Source organism: Aquabacterium sp. (genome assembly GCF_036273115.1).
In the GTDB taxonomy this organism is placed as follows: Bacteria; Pseudomonadota; Gammaproteobacteria; order Burkholderiales; family Burkholderiaceae_C; genus Aquabacterium.
The window spans coordinates 104,623-127,156 of sequence record NZ_DASUIN010000012.1 but is presented as its reverse complement, the minus strand read 5'-3'; the positions used below and the strand labels follow the sequence as shown (position 1 = coordinate 127,156).

General features: G+C 62.2%; 17 protein-coding genes. 11 read left to right on the top strand and 6 right to left on the bottom strand.

What is annotated here, in order from left to right; genetic code table 11:
- The first annotated feature begins 18 nt into the window (after window positions 1–18).
- Window positions 19–993 carry a polysaccharide deacetylase family protein gene (locus tag VFW72_RS05215; protein WP_329673211.1) on the top strand — a complete coding sequence of 325 codons (975 nt, stop codon included), beginning with the start codon at window positions 19–21 and terminating at the stop codon, window positions 991–993.
- 13 nt (window positions 994–1,006) lie between these two features.
- On the opposite strand, the gene VFW72_RS05210 is transcribed toward VFW72_RS05215, so the two are convergent.
- The gene (locus tag VFW72_RS05210; RefSeq protein WP_329673210.1) at window positions 1,007–1,555 is read right to left on the bottom strand and encodes a serine acetyltransferase; all 549 of its coding nucleotides are present in this window, start codon (window positions 1,553–1,555) and stop codon (window positions 1,007–1,009) included.
- A 70-nt stretch (window positions 1,556–1,625) separates the two neighbouring features.
- On the opposite strand from VFW72_RS05210, the gene VFW72_RS05205 reads away from it, so the two are divergent.
- The 6 genes from VFW72_RS05205 (at window position 1,626) to VFW72_RS05180 (ending at window position 10,025) form a co-directional block, all read left to right on the top strand.
- Window positions 1,626–2,768 (top strand): acyltransferase, encoded by a 1,143-nt coding sequence (locus VFW72_RS05205; protein WP_329673209.1) that lies wholly within the window; start codon window positions 1,626–1,628, stop codon window positions 2,766–2,768.
- Between the two features lie 102 nt (window positions 2,769–2,870).
- Window positions 2,871–4,100 (top strand): glycosyltransferase family 4 protein, encoded by a 1,230-nt coding sequence (locus tag VFW72_RS05200; protein ID WP_329673208.1) that lies wholly within the window; start codon window positions 2,871–2,873, stop codon window positions 4,098–4,100.
- On the top strand, window positions 4,097–5,584 hold the full coding sequence (locus VFW72_RS05195; protein WP_329673207.1) for a lipopolysaccharide biosynthesis protein: 1,488 nt from the start codon (window positions 4,097–4,099) through the stop codon (window positions 5,582–5,584). Before VFW72_RS05200 ends, VFW72_RS05195 begins: the two co-directional genes overlap by 4 nt.
- On the top strand, window positions 5,581–6,690 hold the full coding sequence (locus VFW72_RS05190; RefSeq protein WP_329673206.1) for a glycosyltransferase family 4 protein: 1,110 nt from the start codon (window positions 5,581–5,583) through the stop codon (window positions 6,688–6,690). The genes VFW72_RS05195 and VFW72_RS05190 overlap by 4 nt, the downstream gene beginning before the upstream one ends.
- A 428-nt stretch (window positions 6,691–7,118) precedes the next feature.
- The gene (locus VFW72_RS05185) at window positions 7,119–9,179 is read left to right on the top strand and encodes an InlB B-repeat-containing protein (RefSeq protein WP_329673205.1); all 2,061 of its coding nucleotides are present in this window, start codon (window positions 7,119–7,121) and stop codon (window positions 9,177–9,179) included.
- Window positions 9,180–9,290: 111 nt separating this feature from the next.
- The gene (locus VFW72_RS05180; RefSeq protein ID WP_329673204.1) at window positions 9,291–10,025 is read left to right on the top strand and encodes a YdcF family protein; all 735 of its coding nucleotides are present in this window, start codon (window positions 9,291–9,293) and stop codon (window positions 10,023–10,025) included.
- A gap of 47 nt (window positions 10,026–10,072) precedes the next feature.
- On the opposite strand, the gene VFW72_RS05175 is transcribed toward VFW72_RS05180, so the two are convergent.
- Together VFW72_RS05175 and metK are read right to left on the bottom strand one after the other, a co-directional pair.
- Window positions 10,073–11,332 carry an HD-GYP domain-containing protein gene (locus tag VFW72_RS05175; protein ID WP_329673203.1) on the bottom strand — a complete coding sequence of 420 codons (1,260 nt, stop codon included), beginning with the start codon at window positions 11,330–11,332 and terminating at the stop codon, window positions 10,073–10,075.
- 149 nt (window positions 11,333–11,481) lie between these two features.
- Window positions 11,482–12,666: a methionine adenosyltransferase gene (gene metK / locus VFW72_RS05170; RefSeq protein ID WP_329673202.1), complete on the bottom strand. Its 1,185-nt coding sequence runs from the start codon at window positions 12,664–12,666 to the stop codon at window positions 11,482–11,484.
- A 253-nt stretch (window positions 12,667–12,919) separates the two neighbouring features.
- On the opposite strand from metK, the gene VFW72_RS05165 reads away from it, so the two are divergent.
- The 4 genes from VFW72_RS05165 to VFW72_RS05150 are packed head-to-tail and all read left to right on the top strand — an operon-like array spanning window position 12,920 to window position 16,357.
- The gene (locus VFW72_RS05165; RefSeq protein WP_329673201.1) at window positions 12,920–13,831 is read left to right on the top strand and encodes a lysophospholipid acyltransferase family protein; all 912 of its coding nucleotides are present in this window, start codon (window positions 12,920–12,922) and stop codon (window positions 13,829–13,831) included.
- Window positions 13,828–14,739, top strand: coding sequence for a lipid A biosynthesis acyltransferase (locus VFW72_RS05160; RefSeq protein WP_329673200.1), 912 nt, complete (start codon window positions 13,828–13,830; stop codon window positions 14,737–14,739). The genes VFW72_RS05165 and VFW72_RS05160 overlap by 4 nt, the downstream gene beginning before the upstream one ends.
- A 56-nt stretch (window positions 14,740–14,795) precedes the next feature.
- Entirely contained in the window at window positions 14,796–15,659 is an 864-nt protein-coding gene (dapF, locus tag VFW72_RS05155) for a diaminopimelate epimerase (protein WP_329673199.1), read from the top strand.
- Between the two features lie 17 nt (window positions 15,660–15,676).
- Window positions 15,677–16,357, top strand: a complete 681-nt coding sequence (locus tag VFW72_RS05150) for a DUF484 family protein (protein ID WP_329673323.1) — start codon at window positions 15,677–15,679, stop codon at window positions 16,355–16,357.
- Window positions 16,358–16,363: 6 nt separating this feature from the next.
- Here the strand turns inward: VFW72_RS05150 and atzF are convergent, their stop codons facing one another.
- Genes atzF through VFW72_RS05135 form a run of 3 tightly spaced genes read right to left on the bottom strand, consistent with a single transcriptional unit; the run spans window position 16,364 to window position 22,522 of the window.
- The gene (atzF, locus tag VFW72_RS05145) at window positions 16,364–18,214 is read right to left on the bottom strand and encodes an allophanate hydrolase (RefSeq protein WP_329673198.1); all 1,851 of its coding nucleotides are present in this window, start codon (window positions 18,212–18,214) and stop codon (window positions 16,364–16,366) included.
- Window positions 18,211–21,846 (bottom strand): urea carboxylase, encoded by a 3,636-nt coding sequence (gene uca / locus VFW72_RS05140; protein ID WP_329673197.1) that lies wholly within the window; start codon window positions 21,844–21,846, stop codon window positions 18,211–18,213. Before uca ends, atzF begins: the two co-directional genes overlap by 4 nt.
- On the bottom strand, window positions 21,839–22,522 hold the full coding sequence (locus VFW72_RS05135; protein WP_329673196.1) for an urea amidolyase associated protein UAAP2: 684 nt from the start codon (window positions 22,520–22,522) through the stop codon (window positions 21,839–21,841). Before VFW72_RS05135 ends, uca begins: the two co-directional genes overlap by 8 nt.
- Window positions 22,523–22,534: the final 12 nt, after the last annotated feature.

Here is a 22,534-nt window from a genome sequence, read left to right as displayed (position 1 = left end):
CATGCCAAAGGGGATGGGATGGGATTGATCAGTAACCTGGCGTACGGCGTATTGGCCTCATGGCCGGTCCTGCCACTGCGGCGGCGGCTGGCGCGCAGCGGCATCACGGTGTTCATGTACCACGACATCGGCGATGACCGCACGGACATCGATGTATGGCAGATCGTTCGGCGCACCGACTTCCTGCGCCAGGTCGACTATTTGCGCAAGCACTACACCCTCATCGATCTCGAACAGGCACTGCGGGAGATCCATTCGCCACGATCAGACAAGCCATACGCCGTGCTCACCTTCGACGATGGACACAGGGGCAACATTGAACACCTGCTACCCATCGTGCAGCAAGAACAGTTGCCCGTCACACTCTACATCGCGACCGGTCACGTGGATACCGGCAAGCCCTATTGGTTCGATCGCATCGTCAACCACCTGCAATCGAATCAGGCCATCGACCTCGACTTGCGCGACGTCGGTTTGGAACACTACCGCTTCAACGAAACCCGTGGCGCCGCAAACTGGGCGCGTATGCAAAAGTTGCTCATGGCCATCAAACGCCTGCCGGCCGATCGTTGTGACCCGGTCACGGAGCAGATCGTGAAGAGGCTGCCGCAGAAGGGGAAACAGGCCATGGTGCCCCTCACCCCAGAAGAAGTCGGCGCCCTATCGAAGATCTCCGGCATCACGATTGGCGCGCACACCGATGGCCACGAAGTACTGACCAACGTCGACCTCTCGGTTGCCGAGGAAAGCATCCGCCAGTCCGTGATCAAGCTGCAAAAATGGACAGGAACGGCACCCAAGCACTTTGCCTATCCCGCGGGCTATCACAATGAAGCCTTACAAGAACTCATCTGCAAGATGGGTTTTGCATCAGCCATGTCAACCGACTCTGGCATCTGGCGCCCCCAACATGGCCTCTTCCGCATCCCGCGGATTTCCGTCGGTCGCTACGACACCCTGAACAAGTTCATGGTGAACGCGCTGGAACGGTGACGACACGCCCCGCTCAGGCCTGATCCCTTGGTGCAATCATGCGCGGGGCGGCACTGACCACGGTATAGCCCGGTGGAACGTCCTTGACCACCGTGGTGTTGGCGCCGATCACCGCACCATCGCCAACCGTGATGTCGCCGATCACCACAGCCGACGTGCCAATGTAGACATTGTTGCCAACGCGAGGGCTGCGGGTTGACTTGCCGCCGCCCTTGAATCCGATGGTGACGCCTTGCCCCACACTGCAATTGGCACCCAAGTCGCCAGCCAGGAAAATACCCCCGAAGTGCCCGATGTACAGACCGGGGCCGATTTCGATGTTGGTCGAGATGTAGATGCCAAAGAGCATTTCGACCAAGGTGTTCAACACCGCATAAACCAGCTTGAACGGGTAGGAAAGCAGCTTTGGTTGAATCGTCCGAGTCCATCGCCCATAGCGATAAACCGCGGTGGCCAGGAATCCGTACTCGAGCAAAGACCTCACCACGGCAACCGGTTTGGATGACCCGCTGTTGACCACGTAATAGCGGCGGAAATCTGCGCGCAGATGAGACATTGACATAAGTGGGGCGACCTGATCGTTTGCCGGCAGATTATTTCATAGCCCCCCCAATACACCCGACAATCTTGGGATGAACGAAGTTCGTCGCGCAGTTCCCGAAGCCCCCACGCTTGATTCAGGCCACATCGCCGCACTGGACGGGTTGCGCGCATTGGCCATCCTGCTGGTCATGCCCCACAACCTCCGTCTGGTGGTAGCCCCTGAAGACCTCGGATCGAAATTGCTCAATCAGGTTCTGGATCGAGGCTGGATCGGCGTCCAGCTCTTTTTTGTACTGAGCGGCTTTCTGATCACACGCATTCTGATACGCGCACAAAACCGGCCGCATTCACTCAGAGGCTTTTACTGGCGCCGTGGTCTGCGCATCTGGCCACTGTATTACGCCACGCTATTTCTGCTGCTGATTGTGCTACCCAGCCTGGGGTGGCTGCCCCCCCATCACAATCCACAAGACATTTTCGCCTGGACCTTTCTGATCAACCTGACGCAGCCGTTTGCGCACGAAGGCATCGGACTGCCGCATCTTTGGTCACTGGCCGTCGAGGAACAGTTCTATCTGCTGTGGCCGCTGTTGATCCGAGGGGCCAGTCCGCGCCGCATCGTTCACATCTGCTTGGGATTGGCCCTGACGAGCATGGGTGTGCGTTGGGGCATGCTGGCTCATGGCTGGCCGGAACAAGCCGCTTACGTGTGGACCCCATGCCGCATGGACGCCTTGGCCCTGGGTGGGGCCGTCGCGGCCCTCCTGGAGTGGCCTCAGGCCGTGCAGTGGTTGAAGCAGCGCCCTCGCCTGCTCTGGATGAGTCCCTGGGCCTTTCTAGGGGCTGGCGCACTCGCCTCCCGCGGCTACAGCCAGTTTGGTGCATGGCCACAAATTGCGGGTTATAGCTTGCTTGCCACTGGATTTGCCGCATTGATTCTGTATCTGGTCGCGGCGGATTTTGGCTGGGTGCCTCTAAGGCTGGCACACCTGCGTGGCAAACCTTTGCGCACCATTGCCCAGTACAGCTATGGCATGTACATGGTGCACAGCCCCCTGGGCAGCCTGTGGCTACAGCCTTTGGCCAGGAAGTGGGGATGGGCCCATCACCCCAGTTTTGCGACGCAATGCACCTATCTGGTGATGGCGATGTGCGCTTCCATGGCCGCAGGCGCCCTGACTTACCATGCGTATGAGCAATATTTCCTGCGTTTGAAATCCCAATGGGATTGAGCAGCCATTCGTCGCAAAAAGCCCTCGCTTCAGCGGTAGTGCCGCCGCACCGATTCCCGCACAATCGAGGTTTGCCTGGCAGAAACCTCGTTTGGCGCGCCCATGAAAATCCTGATCGTCACCACGAAGAGCCCTTACCCGCTGTTTGAAGGACGCGCGCTGCGAACTTACAACCTGATCAAGCAAGCCGCTCGCGAGCACGAAATCCACCTGCTGTCGTTTGTTCAGACCCAGGAAGACCTCGACGGCATTGAGCACATGCGCACGATCTGCCCCGTGGTCGAGTACGAAAAGCTTTACTTCGAAGGCGCGCGCACCCAGATTCTCAAAGACGCCATCTGCGAGCTCTTCAGCCGCGCCCCCCTGCCGGTGGTCAAATACCGCACGGCCGCCATGCGCGAACGCATGCGGCGGCTGATGGCCACGCATCACTACGATCTGGTTCACCTCGACATGTTGCACCTGGCCGATTACATCGACCTGTGCGGCAACACGCCCGTGGCCCTCATCGAGCACAACGTTGAACACGTGATCCTCGACCGCCGAGCCGACACAGAAACGCGCCCCCTGCATCGCGCCTACCTCCGCTATCAAGCCGCCAAGCTCAAGGCCTTCGAAGCGCAAGCCTGTCGGCGGGCCGATCATGTCGTCGCCGTTTCAGAACTGGATGCCGAGCAGTTGCGGCAACTGGCCCCGGGCGCCCAGGTCACCTCGGTTCCGAATGGGGTCGATACCGACTACTTCGCCACGGCCGGTCGCCCCCGCAAACCTGCCAGTCTCGTGTTCGTCGGTGGCTTCACATGGTTCCCCAACCTCGACGCGATCCGCTATTTTTGCGAAGACATCCTTCCCAAATTGGTCAAAGTCGTGCCTGATGTTCATCTGACCGTGATCGGCAAGCAGCCCGACACCCCGGTCGTGCATGAGATCGCGCGGCACCCCAATGTGCATCTGGCGGGGCAGGTCGACGACATTCGCCCCTTTGTGGACGAAGCCGCCGCCTACATCGTGCCGCTGCGCATCGGGGGCGGCACACGCCTGAAAATCCTGGATGCCTTGTCCATGTCGAAGGCCATCATCTCCACGTCGGTCGGCTGCGAGGGGCTGGAGGTCGAAAATGGACAGACCATCATCACCGCGGACACCCCTGATGCGTTTGCCCAAGCCATCGTGCAACTGCTGCAGTCACCTGAACTGGCGACCGCCATCGGTCAACGTGGCCGCCAACTGGTTGAGCAGCGATACGACTGGGCTGCCGTGGCCAAGGGCCTGATGAAGGTGTATGCCGACACCGTGGCGGCCCGTGCGCGCCCCTCTTCCCAACCAGCATGACTGCCGCATCGTCCAACCAGGCTGTTGCCAAGAACTTCGCGTTCTATGCCTTGTCCAACGTACTGGTCCTGGCTGCGGGGTTCATTTCTTTCCCGATCACCACCCGCCTGCTGAGCAACACCGAATTCGGTTTGCTGAGCTTCTGGGAATCTGGGCTGCTGGTGCTGGTGGCCATCTTGAAGCTGGGGGCCAGCGATGGCGCCATGCGTTTTTACCCACACCGAGGCGATGCGCGCGACATGCAGCGCTACGCCACCAACATCCTGTTTGCGCCAGCCTTGTTCGGCCTGGCCGGATGGGCCGTCGCGCTCTTGAGCGCACTGGTTCTGTGGGCGGTGAGTTGGCTTGAGCACCCCGGCGTGGTCTTCCTGGCGCTGGCTCAGGTGCTGCCACTGGCTTGGGGTGCCTTAGCCTTTCGCGTCCTGCAGGCGCGGGAACTGGCTGCCGTCAATGCCACCTTGTCGGTGGTCTGGCGTTGGTTGACACTGGCCTCCACCCTGGGGGTGCTGATCTGGGTCACCCAGACCGCCTTTGGCGTCCTGGCGGGCAAATTGCTCATTCACATCCTGGTGATCGGCGGGCTGCTGGTGTGGGTTCTGCCCTCTTTGCCGTTTTCTCGCCAGGCCTGGGACTGGAAGCACATCCAGGAAGGCCTGCACTACGGCTTGCCGCTGGCCCTGATGGAACTGTCCAACATCGCCCTGTGGTACGTCGACCGCTTCATGCTGAAGTGGCTGATCGACGACTTTGCGGTCATCGGCATCTACAGCGTCGGGTTTGCGCTGGCCTCCTACATTGATCAGCTCATCAACACCGCCCTCAGCCAGGCCCTCACCCCGGTCGCCACCCGCGTGTTTGCCACCGAGGGCCCCGCTGCGGTGCGCGCCGTGAAGCAGCGGGTGCTGCGCCCTTTGGTCTTCATCTGCTTTGCCTTGTCTACCGGCTTGGTCATCGGCGGCGCAGACTTCCTCACCCTGCTGGCCAGCAAAGACAAGGCGGATGCCGCACCGGTGTTCATCTTCGCCGGCGTGGTCATGCTGATGAAAGCCATCATCTGGGCCGCGGCGGAGGGCTTGCTTCTGCACAAGCGCTCCAAGACCGTGTTCGTCCTGACCATCGTGTCAGCCTTGGTCAATGCCCTGGCCAACCTGATTCTCATTCCCCACTTCGGCATGATGGGGGCGGTGTATGCCACCGGCATCTCGCTGCTGGGCTTGCAACTGCTCTTCTTCGCGTTCTGCCCCAAAGAGTTGCGAGCCTGGCCTCAGCTCAGCGTGATTGCAAAAGCAGGTGCCGCAGCGGCCTTGTGTCTGTTGTTGGCACATGAAACCGCCCTGTTTGGCCTGGTCAACCACTTTGCCCGCCTGGGGGCCACCGCCGTACTGGTCGGGATGTTCTTCAGCCTGGCCATGCTAACCGACCCACAGATGCGATCGGCAGCGGCAACCCTCTGGCACAAACTGGACAAGAAAAGAGCTGCATGAAAGTTTTGCATCTGCTCAGCAGCACGGGCTTTCATGGCGCCGAGTCCATGACCGCCGAATTGGTACGCCAGCTGCACGCGCTGGGCGTTGACATTCACGTTGCGGCGTTCGATGCGGGCGATGGCGGCAACACTGACATCCTGCAAGCCGTGAACGGGCATGCTCAAGGCGTAGCCCGCATTCCCTGCAACGGGCCACTCGACCGCCATGCTTTTCAGCAGCTCAACGCCTACCTACGGGAGCACCGCATCGACTTGGTGCACAGCCACAAATACAAGACCACCTTCTACGCCATGCCGGGCCGCTGGCTGAGGCGTTTCAAGCTGGTCACCACGTATCACAACTGGCTGACCCATACCCCTGCGCTGAAGTTCTACGCTGCGCTGGACAAGCAACTGGCCCGCTTCAACGATGCCGCCGTGGCGGTCTCCACCCCCGTAGCCGAAGAACTTCGGCGCCATATGCCCAGCCGTCGAGTTCATCAAATCGACAACGGCATCGACATTCAGCGCTATGCCCGCCAGATGTCCAGACAGGAAGCCAAGGCACAACTGGGCCTGGACCCCAATCGCCCGGTCCTCGGCTTCGTGGGCAGGCTGTCGCCCGAGAAGGGCCTGGGATTCCTGATCCAGGCCCTGCAACAGCGCTCACACGAACTGGGCGGCGTCCAAACTCTCATCGTCGGCGCGGGAGAGGAACAGCACGCCCTCGAAGCCCAGATCAAACAGGCTGGCCTGCAGGACCGTGTCCAACTCCTGGGCAACCGTCGTGACACGCCGCTCATCTATTCGGCACTCGATGCCTTTGTGCTGCCGTCACTGATCGAAGCCTTTCCCATGGTGCTGCTGGAAGCCATGAGCTGCGGCTGCCCGGTCATTGCCACCGATGTGGGGGAAGTACACCGCATTGTTCAACCTGGCGTGACCGGACTGATCGTGCCTCCGCAAGACGCGGCGGCCCTCGGCCAGGCCCTGGTCAACCTGCTGACCGCACCCGATCGCGCAGACCGGATGGGGCAAACGGCAAGCCAAGAGGCACAGAAACGATTTTCAGCCACGTCGATGGCTCGTCAGTATCTGCAGGTGTATCAGGACTGCCTGGGGTGACCGAATTTCCCCCACCTGTTACGAACCGTCACCCTCTTTTGGCCCTGCGCCGGAAAAGCACCCGGAAAACTGGGCAAAAATCACGCCTTTTGATCGAAGACGGATTTTTAGCGCCCGAATATTTCTGGGGCGACAAATGGTATTTGCCAACTAATTCACAGCAGCAGTCGTGGCCCATTTCACGAATTCCGAGGTGATCCCCGGAGTTTGTAACCAAACAATTGCAACACCCCTGAAACAGGGGGGGTGCTCCAGTAAGTGCCCCCTAGGAAAACAGCATCAGCGGCGCCCGGATTCGTGAAGGACGTCACAACCTGGGAAGTAATAACTCGAAACATGTCATTGGCCGGCCCCATGCACCATACGAGCCATGCACCAGCCGGTGCCTTTTGACAGTTTGCGTTTTTAGGAACGCCCAAGGATTCCATATGTCTCGCATCGAAACCCTTCTGAAAACTCGCTTGGCACTGGCTGCCGCGTCTGTTTCCGCCTCGGTCCTGGCCGGATGCGGTGGCGGCGGTGGCGGTGCTGGAGACGCCACAGCTTCTGCCAGCAACGACGGCAGCGCTGCCCAAGCATCGGCTTACCTGCTGAAAACAACAACCACATCGAGCAGCAGCACCATGACTGCTCCAGCACCTGCTCCAGCACCTGCTCCGGCACCTGCTCCGGCACCTGCTCCGGCACCTGCTCCGGCACCTGCTCCGGCACCTGCTCCGGCACCTGCTCCGGCACCTGCTCCGGCACCTGCTCCGGCACCTGCTCCGGCACCTGCTCCAGCACCCGCTCCAGCACCTGCCAGCTACTCGCTGTCGGTGACTACCAGCGGCAATGGCACCGTGGTATCGTCTCCTGCAGGCATCAACTGCGCGGCCAACACGGTGTGCACCACCAACTACACAGCCAACACCGCAGTCACCCTGACTGCGACCCCAGCCTCCGGCTACACCTTTGCCGGCTGGAGCGGCGCGTGCACCGGCACCAACACCTGTACGGTCACCCTCTCGGCCGCTTCGTCTGTCACCGCCACATTTGCGGCCAACATTTCGCTGATTCAAGACACCCGCCTGATCAGCATCCCCAACGCTGGCACCTACCCAGCCAAGGGCGCCACACAGACCGATCCTGTGACCGGCTTCAAGGTGACCCGGTTCGCCGACAAGGCTGAGCTGATCAACGACTACGGCGGCTACAAGAGCGCGCTGTCGAGCATCGTGTACTCGCGCTACACCGCCGCCAACACCACCGGTGAATTCGTCCTGGTTCACGGCGACAACAGCACCAGCGCCTGGGTCTACCGTGTGGCAGACAACAAGCTGATGACAGTGCTGAAGATCAAACCCAAGGTAACACCGCTGACCTCGGTGCGTTCGCTGGGTGAAGTCAACGAACTGCGTTGGGACTACTCGGGTGCCAACCCCTACCGCCTGTACTTCGTCGGTCGCTCGATTCCTGCTTCCCAAGCAGTGGCTGGCGAGAAGCCCGGCATGACCTTCTACTACACCGACATCGACCCCTCGACCGGTGCCCAGTCCACCCCCGTGGTCATCCGTGACTTCAGCAAGGACTTCCCCTCGTTTGCCGCCAACGGTGAAATCATGAACGACGTCGAAGGCGACTCGTCCAACGATTCTCGCTACTGGGCTTGGCAAGTCATGGACACCGCCCGTGGTGCAGGTTATCTGCCTTACGCCATCTTCAGCTATGACAAGCAGTCGAATGCCGTGATGGGCAGTATTCAGCGCTCCTGCACTGGTGCCGTGGTACCTTGCACTGTGATCAACACGCCGGCCACCGCTGCACCGTACATCACCCGCCCCAACATGGTGGAAATGTCGCCAGCTGGTACCCGCGTGGTGGTTCACTTCGAACGTGCCTACGCCGGCTGGTTTGACGCCAACATCGGTACCGTGGCGGATGGTCCCAAGGCCTTCCTGCCCAACTTCTCTGATCCAATCCGCATCGGTGCCGACGCCACTCACTCTGGCTGGGCATGGGGCCCCAACGGTGAAGAGATGTATGTCTCGCAGAACAACCGCAACGACTGGATCGAGGCTGTCAACATTGCCAACGCCACCACGGCCAAGTGCACCTTGATCTCGGGCAACTCCTACACCTGCGGCACCAAGATCATGCCTTACAGCAGCTTGGACGGCGGTAGCTGGGGCCTGGGCATGCACTTCGGCAAGGTCTACAACAAGGCCAAGAAGGGCTGGGTGTTCATGAACACCTACGACACCAGCTCGGCCTACTGGGGTAAGAACCAAAACCTGTTCATCGAGATCAACAACTACGCCACTCGCCCCTCCAAGGTGGTTCGTCTGGGCACCTCCTATAACGCCTACTACGACTATCGCAGCGAAGGCTCTGGTGCCCTGGACTTCTCCGGTGACCGCATCTTCGCCACCGCCAACTGGGGCTTCAAGGATGGTCGCGGTGATGCCTTCCGCATCCAACTGCCCACCAACTGGTTCAGCCTGATCAAGTGACAGCCTTCGGCACCTGATCTAAACTGAAACCCACCCGCCGCAGCGCTCACCTCGTCGAGGGAGCGCTGCGGCGCTTTTGGGCCCTCCACTTTTGCATCAGCGAGTTCCATCGTGCTTCATGTGTTCCTGTCGCCTCTGGGCCTGGGTTTGATCCTGCTGGGTGCCAATGCCCTGCTGCGACGACTGCGGGGAACTCGGGCTGCGCGGCTCACCTGGCCCCCGTTGTTGCTGTGCGTGCTGCTGATGACGCCAGCGGGTGCGAATCTGCTCGTAAGAAGCCTGGAAGGGCCACAGCCGTATCAACCCCCTCTGTGCGCCAGCGATGGCTCGCAACCGCTGGTACTGCTGACCGGGGGCCTGGACCGCCCCGCCCGTGACGACCAGGATTTCGCCGCCTTGAGCCCGGCCAGCCTGCGCCGGCTGTTTGAGTTGTACGACCGACAGCTGATGACCCCAGAACGGCGCCTGGTCATTGCCGGAGGCGGCAACACCGGGGGCGCTCACGAGAGCCAGTTGGTTGCCCGGATGGCACAGCGACTCGGCGTTCGCGAGGAGCAGATGATCCTGGACACCCGGTCCGACTCCACCTGGGACAACGCGGTGGAGACTCGCCGACTACTGGGGGCCCAAGCATCAGCGGTCACCCTGGTGACGTCGGCCATGCACATGCCGCGCGCGGTGCTGGCGTTCGAGCGCCAAGGCTTCAAGGTGTGCGCCGCACCGGTGGACTCTGTGTATGTGCCCCCTGGCGGACTGGGATACGCACTGCCGCAGACCTCATCTCTGCGCAAAAGCGAAGCCGCCCTGCATGAATGGCTGGGCTGGCTGAGTTATCGCTTACGCTGAGGATTCAGGCCGGAGAGGGCCGGCGCTGGGGGGGCTGACTGTCCCACTCAAGCGGGCTTGGACCACAGGGTTTCCAGATTCGGAAAACCCCAGGTCGCCGGGTTTTCTCGCGCAATGATCTGATCATTGGCCTTGGGATCACCCAGGTTGACGATCGCGTGCGGAATGGGCTCATTCGACTTGGTCGAGAAGAACACCTTGACGATCGGGCACACCAAGGAGGTGGTGCCGGGTTCCATCACGATCGCCAGGCGGCCCGATTTGAGCTTGACCAGCGACCCGATGGGGTAGATGCCAATGCTCTTGACGAAAGCCTGGAAGATGCGCTCGTCAAAGTGGCCATCCTTGGTCCATTGAGCCATTTTCTGAATGGACTCGGCCGGATCCCAACCCGCCTTGTAGGGGCGGTTCGAGGTGATGGCGTCATAGACGTCACACACCGCACCCATCTTGGAGAACTGGCTGATTTCGTCACCCTTGAGCTTGTGCGGGTAGCCTGTGCCGTTGACCTTCTCGTGATGGTGCAGACAGACGTCCAGCGGCACTGGCCCGACCCCTCGACCCTCGACCAGCAGGCGATGGCCTTCCTCAGGGTGCTTTTTCATGATGGCGAACTCTTCGTTCGTCAACGCACCGGGTTTGTTGAGCACATCGAGGGGCATGAGCGCCTTGCCCAGGTCGTGCACCAAGCCGGCCATGCCTGCTTCGCGGGTATCGACCTCGTTCAAACCCAATTGCTTGGCCAAGGCCACCATCAGGGCGCACACGGCCACCGAGTGCATGTAGGTGTAGTCGTCGCTGGTTTTCAGACGCGCCAGACTGACAATGGCACCTGGGTTGCGCTGCACCGAGTCAGCGATGTCTTGCACCATGGGCAAGCAATGCTCGGTGTCGATGGCCTTGCCCAGGCGCACATCCTGGAACATGCTGCGCATGGCAGGCATGGCTCCGGCCAGCACTTTGGAAGCACGCTCCAGTTCCTCGTTGACCGAACAGGGTTTGGGCTGAGGCTTGGCAACAACCTCGGGGGGCATGGGCACGTCAGGTTGCGGCCGGTCGGTCTCTTCTACCTCGACGTCATCAAATCGCTCGGTGTGATGGGGGGCCGGTTCGGCTTCCAGCACGTCCAGCCCCTTGCGAATGTCGATCCAGACCTCTTTGACACGGCTTTCCTGAATCTGCTGCAGTTGCTTGGGGTCGGTCAGCAGGAATGCCGACTTCCAAAAGGGATGGTCCAACCACGAGCCGCAGAGCTCGTCGAGGAACATTCCAATACGCAACTGACTGACCGAGATTTTCTTTCGCATGGCGACAACAATTGGACCCATGATGCCTTGGGGGCAGGCCTATCTGACGATAGTACTTACCCCCAATGACTTATCGGCAAATCCTGATGGCAGCGAAGTGACAAAAGTCACGCAAGCCCGTCAGGCCCCGGAAAACCGGGGCAAATCGGTCACAAACCCGCAGCCGCGCGCAGGGCGGCAGCCTTGTCGGTGCGCTCCCAGGTGAACTCGGGCTCTTCGCGACCGAAGTGACCATAGGCGGCGGTCTTGGAGTAGATCGGGCGCAACAGGTCCAGCATCTGGATGATGCCCTTCGGGCGCAGATCGAAGATGCCGGCTTCGGCCACGATTTGCGACAGCTTCTCGTCAGGAATGACGCCTGTGCCTTCGGTGTAGACCGTGATGTTCATGGGCTGGGCCACGCCAATGGCATAGGCCACTTGCACCTGGCACTGCTTGGCCAGACCGGCGGCCACGATGTTCTTGGCCACATAACGAGCGGCATAAGCAGCCGAGCGATCGACCTTGGATGGGTCTTTACCCGAGAAGGCACCACCGCCGTGGGGGCAGGCGCCACCGTAGGTGTCGACGATGATCTTGCGGCCGGTCAGACCACAGTCACCTTGCGGGCCCCCGATCACGAAGCGACCAGTGGGGTTGATCAGGTAGCGGGTGTTTTGCAGCCATTCCTTGGGCAACACGGGCTTGATGATCTCTTCGATGATGGCCTCGTTGAACTCGGGCTTCATCTTGTCGCCCAGGCTCCACTCGGGGCTGTGCTGGGTCGACAGCACCACGGTGTCGATGCTGTGGGGCTTGCCATCCACATAGCGCATGGTCACCTGGCTCTTGGCATCGGGACGCAGGAAGGGCAGACGACCATCCTTGCGCAGCTGGGCCTGGCGCTCGACCAGACGGTGAGCGTAATAGATGGGCGCGGGCATCAGCTCGGGCGTTTCGTCGCAGGCGTAGCCGAACATCAGGCCCTGGTCACCGGCGCCGATGTTCAAGTAGTCGTCCGACGCGTGGTCCACGCCTTGGGCGATGTCGTTGGACTGCTTGTCGTAGGCCACCAGCACGGCACAGCCCTTGTAATCGATGCCGTACTCGGTGTTGTCGTAGCCAATGCGCTTGATGGTGTCACGCGCGACCTGGATGTAGTCGACGTGGGCGTTGGTGGTGATTTCACCCGCCAACACGACCAGACCCGTGTTGCACAGGGTTTCCGCCGCCACGCGCGACTTGGGGTCTTGCTGGAAGATCGCGTCGAGGATGGCATCCGAGATCTGGTCGGCGACCTTGTCGGGATGGCCTTCAGAGACGGATTCAGAAGTGAAGAGGTAATCGTTCGCCACAGAGTGCTCCTTGGTTCAAGTCAGTTACCGGCTGCGTCGCCAGGGCTGAGGGGAGTCTCTCGATCAGCGGCGAACGCTTTAGCGGCATTGTTTTGAGTCGCCCCGCAAGTTGTCCTGTTAACTCGGCGACTGGGTACAGTGTAGCGAATCTACCGAAATCCCTTCGGGGCAATCTGCGAAGATCGGGGGTAATTCGGTGGCATCCCTTGACGCAACGCAGGCCGGTGGCCAAATTGCGACACCTTGATCGTTCATGGCTCGACTGTTTTTCTTGTTGTCTCGCTGGCCTCTGGCTGTGCTGCACCCGCTAGGCAGCCTGCTGGGGTGGCTGACTTACTGGCTGTCGCCCTCGTATCGGCGGCGCATGATCGCCCACACGACAGCGGCGGGCCTGAGCACCTGGCAGCGCTGGCAGGCCGTGGCCCACGCCGGCAAGATGGTGGGCGAATTGCCGCGACTGTGGGGCCGCCCGCGCGAGCAGGCACTGGGCTCCAGCGTGCAATGGCGCCACCCCGAAGCGGTTGAACAAGCCCTGAGCGAAGGGCGCGGCCTCCTGCTGCTCACCCCCCACCTGGGTTGCTTCGAAGTCACGGCCCAGGCCTACGCCGAGCGTTTTGGCCAACACAAACCCATCACAGCGCTGTACCGGCCGGCCAAACAGGCCTGGCTGGCTGACATGATGCGCGACTCACGCAACCGACCCGGCATGCTGACCAGCCCCGCCACCTTGAGCGGCGTGCGGCAAATGCTACGGGCCCTGAAGGGCGGCGAGACGGTGGGCCTGCTGCCCGACCAGGTGCCGCCCGAGGGCATGGGGGTGTGGGCGCCCTTTTTCGGGCGCCAGGCCTACACCATGACCATGGCCGCCAAACTGGTGGCGCAAACCCGCTGCGCCGTGGTCCTGCTGCGTGGCGAACGGCTCGGACCTGTGGCGCGCGCGCGCCTGGGTTGCGACTACATCGTGCACGCCAGTCGCGTGTCTCCTGATGTCGAGCAAGTGCTGGCTGGCGGTGATGCGGCACAATCCGCGGCCGCCGTGAACCGGCTGATGGAAGACCTGATCATGCAAGCACCCGAGCAGTATTTGTGGGGCTACAACCGCTACAAGGGCCCCCGCGCCGAGATTCTGACCAGCGCGGATGCCAAACCCGGAGCTGGTACATGAAGTCCGCTTTGAGCAATTTGGGCGTGCGACTCGCTTTGGCCATTTTGTGGCTGTTGCAATGGCTGCCGCTGCCCGTGCTGGCACGCCTGGGCGCCGCCCTGGGCAAAGTGCTGTACCGTGTGGCCGGCTCGCGCCGTCGCATTGCCTTGCGCAACCTCGAGTTGTGTTTCCCGCAGAAAACCGCCGCCGAACGCGAGGCCATTGCACGCGAGCATTTCATCTGGTTGACCCGCAGCCTGCTGGAACGGGCCATGCTGTGGTGGTCGCCCCCCGAACGCATCAAGCGCCTCATTCAAGTCGAAGGCGACATTGAATTGGCCGAGCGCGAGTACCAGACCAGCGGCCGCTCCACCATGTGGCTGTGCCCTCACTTCGTGAGCCTGGATGTGGCCGGCGCTTCGATTCTGCTGTGCCAGAAGCGCCCAGGCGCCTCGATCTACCAGACCCAGAGCAACCCGGTCATCGATGTCTTGATGAAGAAGGGCCGACTGCGTTTCGGCAATGCCGAAATTTTCCCGCGCAGCGACTCCATCAAACCGCTGTTTCGCGCCATCAAGCAAGAAGGCCGCGGATTCTTCAACTTGCCCGACATGGACTTCGGCATGCAGGATGCCGCCTTCGTGCCCTTCTTCGGCGTGCCGGCCGCCACCTTGTTGGCCCCATCTCGCATGGCACGGGCCCTGAACATGGTGGTGCAACCCGTGATTGCCGAAACCCTGCCTCAGGGCCAGGGCTGGCGCATCCGCTTCCTGCCCGCCATCCCGCACTTCCCGACGGCGGATGCGCAAGCGGACACCGCTCGCTTGAACCAGTTGATCGAGCGGGAAATCCTCAAGCAACCCGCTCAGTACCTGTGGGTGCACAAGCGCTTCAAGACCCGCCCCGAGGGCGAGCCCGGTCTGTATTGACCCGTCAGCCCTCAGGGCCTGCCTGACCTCGCGCCTGGGCGCCCCATAATGGCGGCATGAAGCTGCGCTTTACCAAAATGCATGGTGCCGGCAACGATTTCATCGTGCTCGACGCCACCCGCGCGCCCTTGCCTTTGAGCGAGGCGCAATACCGTTTCCTGGCCGACCGCCGTTTCGGCATCGGGGCCGACCAGATCCTGATCGTCGAGCCCGGCAACCCTGCTGCCGGCACCGACTTCACCTACCGCATCATCAACGCCGATGGCGGCGAGGTGGAACAGTGCGGTAACGGCGCCCGCTGCTTTGCGCGCTATGTTCGCGATGCCGGCCTGACCACCCAGGACCGCATCCGCGTTCAAACCATGAAGGCCATCATCGAGCCCACGCTGCAAAGCGACGGCCGCGTCATGGTCGACATGGGCCCACCCTTCCTGGTGCCCGCCGAGGTGCCCTTCGATGGCCAAGGCCTCACACCCGAGCTGATTCATGGCTGCGAACTGTGGCCCATCGAGTTGGCCAACCACCCGGTGAATGTGGCCGTGGTGTCCATGGGCAATCCACACGCCGTGCTGCGAGTAGACAACGTGGATCAGGCCCCGGTCGACGAGTTGGGTCCGCAGATCGAAAGCCACGCCCGCTTCCCCCGCCGCGTCAACGCGGGCTTCATGGAAGTGGTCAGCCGCAGCCACATCAAGCTGCGCGTGTTTGAGCGTGGCAGCGGCGAAACTCTGGCGTGCGGTTCGGGCGCCTGTGCCGCCGTGGTGGCGGGCATTCGACTGGGTTGGTTGGACCAGACAGTCGACGTCGACATGCGTGGCGGTCGGCTGACGATCAGCTGGGCTGGCCCCGGACAATCGGTGATGATGACGGGCCCGGCCGTCAAAGTGTTTGATGGCGAGATTGAGGTACCCCAACTGTGAGCAGCACTGTAGACACCATGACCACGCAAGGCATCACCGAAGACGACATTGCGAACTACCTGATTCACACGCCTGGCTTTTTCGAACGTCAGGCGCAGTTGCTGGCCTCCATCCAGCTGACCAGCCCGCACGGCCAGCGTGCCGTGTCCTTGCAAGAGCGCCAGATGGAAATGCTGCGCGACAAGATCAAAGGGCTGGAGCGTCGCATCATTGAAATGATTCGCCACGGGCAGGAAAACGAAGCCATTGCCGATCGGCTGCACCAATGGGTGCACACCGTGCTGCTGGCGCACGAAGACACCACCTTGGCCGATGTGTTGCTCAACGCCTTGCGTGATCGCTTCCTGATCCCGGTGGCGGCCGTGCGCCTGTGGTCCACCGAGAACCACCCGCTGCATGCGCACCTGAAAGACCTGCCCTGCACGCAAGATGTGAGCGACGACGTGCGCAGCTTTGCCGGCAGCCTGACCCACCCGTATTGCGGCATCAACTCCAATTTCGAGGCCGCCAAGTGGCTGGACGACGCGCACACCGTCACCTCGCTGGCCATGATTCCGCTGCGCCACGAGGGCGAGTGTTTCGGCCTGCTGGTGCTGGGTTCGCCCGATCCTACCCGCTACACCGCCGAGATGGGGGTGGAGTTCCTGGAGCAGGTGGGACAACTGACCAGCGCGGCGCTGGCCCGTCTGCGCGCCTGAACTGCGTCATTGGGGGCGGCCCAACCAGGCACGCCAACCGCCATACGCGGTGATGTCGGTGGCCCCCCGCAATCCATCGGGCTCACAAATGAATCCGGGCACGGTACTGCCATTGGCCAGCACCGTGGTGCCGATGCCCAGTGGCGCCGGAATGCCAGCCACAAAGCTGCCGAAGTGCTGAACGGGTAGCTCCCACACTTCCACCTCGATGGCGGCACCGCCTTCGTCGGGCCCGACTTTGACCAAGCCAGGGCGCTTGACCGGGGCGCCCCCACTGTCGAGGGCATAGAGCTTGTAGACCGGGGCCGTGTGGGTGCACAGCACCCGACGCCCGCCACGCTGGGTGAGCTGCCAATTCAAAGGCTGACCGTGCAGGTGCGCACCACACACCGCCACGCGAACCTGTCCCGATGGCACCGCAGCGGGCACGACGTCGGCTTGGGGCAAAGGCTGCGAGGTGGCGCCCAGGGTGGCGGCGCGGCCCTGCAGGGCGCATTGCCACTTTTCAGCCAGACGCAGCAGCGGCACATCTTGATGCGCGGGGGCCACCAAGGTCACACCAAAAGGCAGATCGTGGACAAAGCCGGACGGCACGGCCACCGCAGCACAGTCCAGCAGGTTCATGTAGTTGGTGTAATGGCCCAACTCCGTGTTGCGTGCCTTCGGCGAAGCCAGCATCTCGTCAATCGTGGGGTGTGTTGGCGCGGTGGGCGTCAACAGCACATCGACCTGCTGCCACAGCGTGGCCGCTTCGCGCTGAAGGGCCTTGAGCCGATACTGCGCGGCAAAGGCATCGGCCGCCAGCGGTTTGGCGCCTTCCAACGTGATCTCCCGCGTGATGGGAAACACCGCGTCGGGCTGGGCCTCAATGAACTCGCGAATCGCCTGATACCGCTCGGCCACCCAAGGCCCACCGTACAAGAGGCGCGCCGCCTCCAACAAGGGGGAGACATCGACCTCGATGATCTGCACCCCCAGGGATCGAGCCTGCTCCACGGCATCGTCAAAGGCCTGGGCATAAGCCGCATCACCAAAGAACTCGAGTTGGGCCTTCAGGGGCACACCCATCCGCACATCTGCCGTTGGGGCTTGACCGAAGTCGAATCCATGCGCTTGGGCAGGGCGGGCATAGGGGTCAGCCGGGTCAAAGCTCAAGGCCACGCCGAACACGCGGTGCGCATCGCCAGCCGTCAGCGCAAAGATGGAGACCGTATCCAGGGACCGACAGGCCGGCACCACCCCTGAGGTGCTCAGCAACCCACACGTGGGCTTGAGTCCGATCAGGTTGTTGAAAGCCGCCGGGACGCGGCCCGAACCCGCTGTGTCGGTGCCCAAGGCAAAACTGACTTGCCCCAGCGCAACCGACACGGCAGAGCCCGAACTGGAGCCCCCCGAAATGTAGCGCGGGTCAAAGGCATTGTGGCAAGCACCATAGGGCGAGCGGGTGCCATTGAGGCCAGTGGCAAACTGATCCAGATTGGTCTTGCCAATCGGTATGGCGCCGGCTTCTACCAGCCTTTGCACGACATGGGCGCTGTCTTGCGGCCGGTAGGCGTATGCAGGACAGGCTGCCGTGGTGGGCAAGCCGGCCAGATCGATGTTGTCCTTCACAGCAAAGGGCAAGCCATACAACGGTTTGCCCTCAGGCCCAGCAGCCAAGAGGGTCTCGGCCATCTGCAACAGCACGTCGTGATCGTGCACGGCAATCCAGGCATTGTGCGGGTCCGAATCGATGCGACGCAGCACTTCATGCACCACATCGACCGGGGTGATGGCGCCCCCCTGAAGCGCGTGGCTCAGGGTTTGAATATCAAACGACAGGGTCGACAGGTCGACCCCCATGGGCTTCTCACTCATGTCAACACCACCACGTCCTGTCCTGCCTGAACGGCACCACCTTCCTTGCAAGTCACGCGCCAGACGGTGCCGTCTTGGGTCGCCGTGACCGCAAACTCCATCTTCATGGACTCGACCACGATCAGGGTGTCGCCCGCCTTGACCGCATCGCCCTCTTTGACCAGGACCTGCCAGACACTGCCTTGTACGGCCGATGCCACCGCGTGGGCCGACTCGGGTCGGTCGTCTTCCTCGGCAGTAGCGCTTGTTTCGGCATCGTCGCTCACATACTCAGCCTGACCGGCTGCACGCCAGCGTTCACGCTCGGCTTCAAACGCCGCTTGCTGCTGGGCCTTGAACGTGGCAATCGACTCGGCTTCTCGGGCCAGGAAGGCGCGGTAGTCCTTGAGGCTGAACTGCGTTTCTTCAATGCGCAACTGACGACGCCCCAGCGGGAAGTCGGCACGCCACTGCATCAGTTCGGCCTCGCTGACGGGGTAGAAGTGCAATTGATCAAAGAAACGCAGCAACCAGGGTTGGCTGAATTCGGGCCCGGCCTGCGTGCCATGGCGCCAGCGGTTCCACATTTGCACCGTGCGGCCCACGAATTGATAGCCGCCGGGGCCTTCCATGCCATACACACACAGGTAGGCCCCACCAATGCCCACGGCGTTCTCCGGCGTCCACGTGCGGGCGGGGTTGTATTTGGTGGTGACCAGGCGTTGGCGTGGGTCCAAGGGGGTGGCCACGGGCGCACCCAGGTACACATCGCCCAGGCCCATGACCAGGTAGCGCGTGTCGAAGAACATCTTCTGCACGGCCTCGGTGCTGTCCAAGCCATTGATGCGGCGAATGAACTCGATGTTGCTGGGGCACCAGGGGGCATCAGGTCGCACCGACTGGGTGTACTTTTCAATGGCCAGGCGGGTTTGTGAATCGTCCCAGGCCAAGGGCAGATGCACGATGCGGCTGGGCACCACCATGTCATCCACAGCGGGTGCTTGCGCATGCGCCTTCAGCACCACGGCCAACAGTTGCTCTCTGGGCAAACGAGCGGGGTCAAAGTGCACTTGCAGCGAGCGGATGCCCGGTGTCAGGTCGATGATGCCGTCGAGCTCGCCTTGGGCTTGCAGGGCTTGGAGGGCCGTCATCAACACATGCACGCGCAGGCGCAGCTCGATGTCCAACACCAGCGCCCCGAGTTCGATCAGCACATAGCGGTCGCCTGCCTGGCGCACCACCAAGGCGGGGGCATCGCCCTGGGCTGGCTGCTCGTGGATGATGGGGCTGACGCAGGCTTGATGCTCATCCTTCGGCACAGCCGGCAAGGTGGCGGGGCTGGCCTCACCCAATCGGGCCAGGCTAGACAAGGCCTCTTCTTGCTGCGCTTGCCGAGCCAAGGCCTGCGCCACGCTGATGCGATGGAAGCGAATCGTGTCGCCCGGGCGCAGTTGGCCCATCTTCCACAGCTCGGCTTGCACGACCACGGCGGGGCAGACAAAGCCGCCCAGGCTGGGGCCATCGGGGCCGAGGATCACCGGCATGTCGCCCGTGAAGTCGATGGCGCCAATGGCATAGGCGTTGTCATGGATGTTGGACGGATGCAAACCGGCCTCGCCCCCATCGGTGCGTGCCCATGTCGGCTTGGGCCCGATCAGCCGCACGCCGGTTCGGCTGGAGTTGTAGTGAACCTTCCAGTCCGTGTCAAAGAAGGTCTGAATGTCTTCATCCAGAAAAAAGTCAGGCGCGCCATGGGGTCCATACAAGACGCCAATGTCCCAATGGTGAGCAATGACCGGCACCAGCGCGGTGGGCGCCGACACCCCTTCCCTGCCCTGCCCGGCTTGCAGCAGATGCAGCATGTCGCCCACGCGCAAGGTGCGACCCGCATGCCCGCCAAACTGCCCCAGGGTGAAGGTGCTGCGGCTCTCTAGGTAAAGCGGCACATCCAGCCCGCCGCCCACGGCAATGCTGACGCGGCAACCCGTGTCTTGCACGCGCCCCACGCTGAGCACGCTGCCGGCCCGCACGCGATGCGATTGCCACATGGGCACGGTTTGACCATCGACCTTCACACTCACCGGCGCACCGGTGACCGCGATCACGGCATCGGCATGAAAGCGCAAGGTGGGGCCACTCATGGTGCACTCCAGCGCCGCGGCATCGGGAGTGTTGCCCACCAGGGCGTTGGCCACGCGGTGGGCATAGGCGTCCATGGGGCCGGATGGGGGCACGCCCACATCCCAATGGCCCAGTCGGCCGGGCCAGTCTTGCACAGTGGTTTGCACACCGGCGTCCAGCACCTCCAGCGCTTGAGCTTGATAACGCAGCGTGCTCAGGAAGCGGGTGATCTGCTTGCCCTGATCAAACACCGGGTCGCGGATGATCTGCCGCAGGTAATCAAGGTTGGTTTCAATGCCTGACACGCGGGTGTGATCGAGGGCCTGCTTGAGCTTGACCAGCGCCTGTGCACGGTTGCGAGCGGTGACGATGATCTTGGCCAGCATGGGGTCGTAATAGGCGGGCACCTCGGTGCCGCGTTCCACCCAGGTGTCGACACGGGCATCGGCGGGAAACACCACTTCGGTCAAGACCCCAGTGCTGGGCTGGAACTGCCGCGCCGGGTCTTCGGCATACAGGCGCACTTGAATCGACGCGCCTTCGAGTTGGGGTTGCAGGCTGGCCAAGGGAGGCAGATCGCCGCTGGCCAGCAGCACCATCCAGGCCACCAGATCGACGCCGCTGACCTGTTCGGTCACACCGTGCTCCACCTGCAAGCGTGTGTTGACCTCCAGGAAGTAAAAGGCACCGGTTTGCGCGTCGTACACAAACTCCACCGTGCCGGCACTGCGGTAGTTCACCGCTTGGGCCAGGCGCACCGCGGTGGCGTGCAAGGTGGTGCGCTGTGCGTCTGACAAACCGGGCGCGGGGGTTTCTTCGATGACCTTCTGATTGCGCCGTTGCACAGAGCAATCGCGCTCACCCAGGGCGATGACCTGGCCTTGGCCGTCACCGAACACTTGCACCTCGATGTGGCGCGCCTGTTCCACAAACTTTTCCAGAAACAGACCGGCGTCTTTGAAGTTGGCGCTGGCCAGACGCTGCACCGACGCGAAGGCTTCGGCCAGCTCTGCATCGTTTCGCACCAGGCGCATGCCAATGCCCCCGCCACCGGCGGTGCTCTTGAGCATGACCGGGTAGCCAATGCGGGCGGCCTCGTGTTGGGCATGCTGCACATCGGTCAACAAGCCGCTGCCGGGCAGCAAGGGCACTTCGCACCGCTCGGCCAGTTCACGCGCAGTGTGTTTCAGGCCAAAGGCGCGCATGTGGGAGGCGGCAGGGCCGATGAAGGCAATGCCCGCGTCCTCGCAAGCCTGGGCAAAGCCGGCGTTTTCAGACAGGAAGCCGTAGCCCGGGTGAATGCCCTGCACCCCACACTGCTTGGCAATGGCCAAGATGGTGTCTTGCTTGAGGTAGCTGTCGGCGGCCAAGGCAGGGCCCACGCAATAGGCTTCGTCGGCTTCGCGCACATGGCGTGAGGCGGCATCGGCCTCGGAGTAGATGGCCACACTGCGGATGCCCAGTTGCTTGAGCGTGCGGATGATGCGGCACGCAATGGCGCCGCGGTTCGCAATCAGAACCTTGTCAAACATGGCAGGCATCCCACACCACGAACTCCACTGGCGTGGGGTTGTAGGCATTGCAAGGGTTGTTCAATTGCGGACAGTTCGACACCAGCATCCACAAATCCATCTCGGCGCGAAACTCCACATACTTGCCGGGCGCCGACACGCCATCGTCAAACTTCAAGCCCCCCTCGGGGGTGACAGGCACGTTCATGAAGAAGTTGACGTTGGGCACCAAGTCGCGTTTGCTCAAGCCCGCGTCCACCTGGGCCATGGCCAGCAGGTAGTTGTCGCGGCAGGAGTGCATGAACTTCTTTTGCAGGGCATAGCGCACGGTGTTGCTCTCTGAGGCACAGGCGCCACCCAGGGTGTCATGCCGGCCACAGGTGTCGGCCACGATGGTGAGCATGGGGCGGCCTTCGTTGCTCAGCAACACCGAGCCCGTGCTCAGGTAGATGCCGCCTTGGTTCAACATGGTGTCGGTGGCGCTGTAGTGCTCGCCCACCTCATGGCGGTTGTAGAAGATGATGTCGACCGCCTGATTGCCTTCCAGGTCGACGATGCGCACCGTTTGGCCCGCTTTGATTTCTGTCAGCCAGGGCTCGCCGGCCGGCTGTCGGTGGCGCAAGGTGGCTTGGGCCGGATCGAGGGGGCTGGCCTTCAGCGTGGCCAGTGCGGGGTCAGCGGTCAGGGTCTGATTCATGATGCAGTCTCT

Coding starts and splice junctions, on each gene's coding strand:
- VFW72_RS05215 (WP_329673211.1), top strand. CDS start 19: ATGGGATTGATCAGTAACCTGGCGTACGGCGTATTGGCCTCATGGCCG.
- VFW72_RS05210 (WP_329673210.1), bottom strand. CDS start 1,555: ATGTCAATGTCTCATCTGCGCGCAGATTTCCGCCGCTATTACGTGGTC.
- VFW72_RS05205 (WP_329673209.1), top strand. CDS start 1,626: ATGAACGAAGTTCGTCGCGCAGTTCCCGAAGCCCCCACGCTTGATTCA.
- VFW72_RS05200 (WP_329673208.1), top strand. CDS start 2,871: ATGAAAATCCTGATCGTCACCACGAAGAGCCCTTACCCGCTGTTTGAA.
- VFW72_RS05195 (WP_329673207.1), top strand. CDS start 4,097: ATGACTGCCGCATCGTCCAACCAGGCTGTTGCCAAGAACTTCGCGTTC.
- VFW72_RS05190 (WP_329673206.1), top strand. CDS start 5,581: ATGAAAGTTTTGCATCTGCTCAGCAGCACGGGCTTTCATGGCGCCGAG.
- VFW72_RS05185 (WP_329673205.1), top strand. CDS start 7,119: ATGTCTCGCATCGAAACCCTTCTGAAAACTCGCTTGGCACTGGCTGCC.
- VFW72_RS05175 (WP_329673203.1), bottom strand. CDS start 11,332: ATGCGAAAGAAAATCTCGGTCAGTCAGTTGCGTATTGGAATGTTCCTC.
- VFW72_RS05165 (WP_329673201.1), top strand. CDS start 12,920: ATGGCTCGACTGTTTTTCTTGTTGTCTCGCTGGCCTCTGGCTGTGCTG.
- VFW72_RS05160 (WP_329673200.1), top strand. CDS start 13,828: ATGAAGTCCGCTTTGAGCAATTTGGGCGTGCGACTCGCTTTGGCCATT.
- dapF (WP_329673199.1), top strand. CDS start 14,796: ATGAAGCTGCGCTTTACCAAAATGCATGGTGCCGGCAACGATTTCATC.
- VFW72_RS05150 (WP_329673323.1), top strand. CDS start 15,677: ATGACCACGCAAGGCATCACCGAAGACGACATTGCGAACTACCTGATT.
- atzF (WP_329673198.1), bottom strand. CDS start 18,214: ATGAGTGAGAAGCCCATGGGGGTCGACCTGTCGACCCTGTCGTTTGAT.
- uca (WP_329673197.1), bottom strand. CDS start 21,846: ATGTTTGACAAGGTTCTGATTGCGAACCGCGGCGCCATTGCGTGCCGC.
- VFW72_RS05135 (WP_329673196.1), bottom strand. CDS start 22,522: ATGAATCAGACCCTGACCGCTGACCCCGCACTGGCCACGCTGAAGGCC.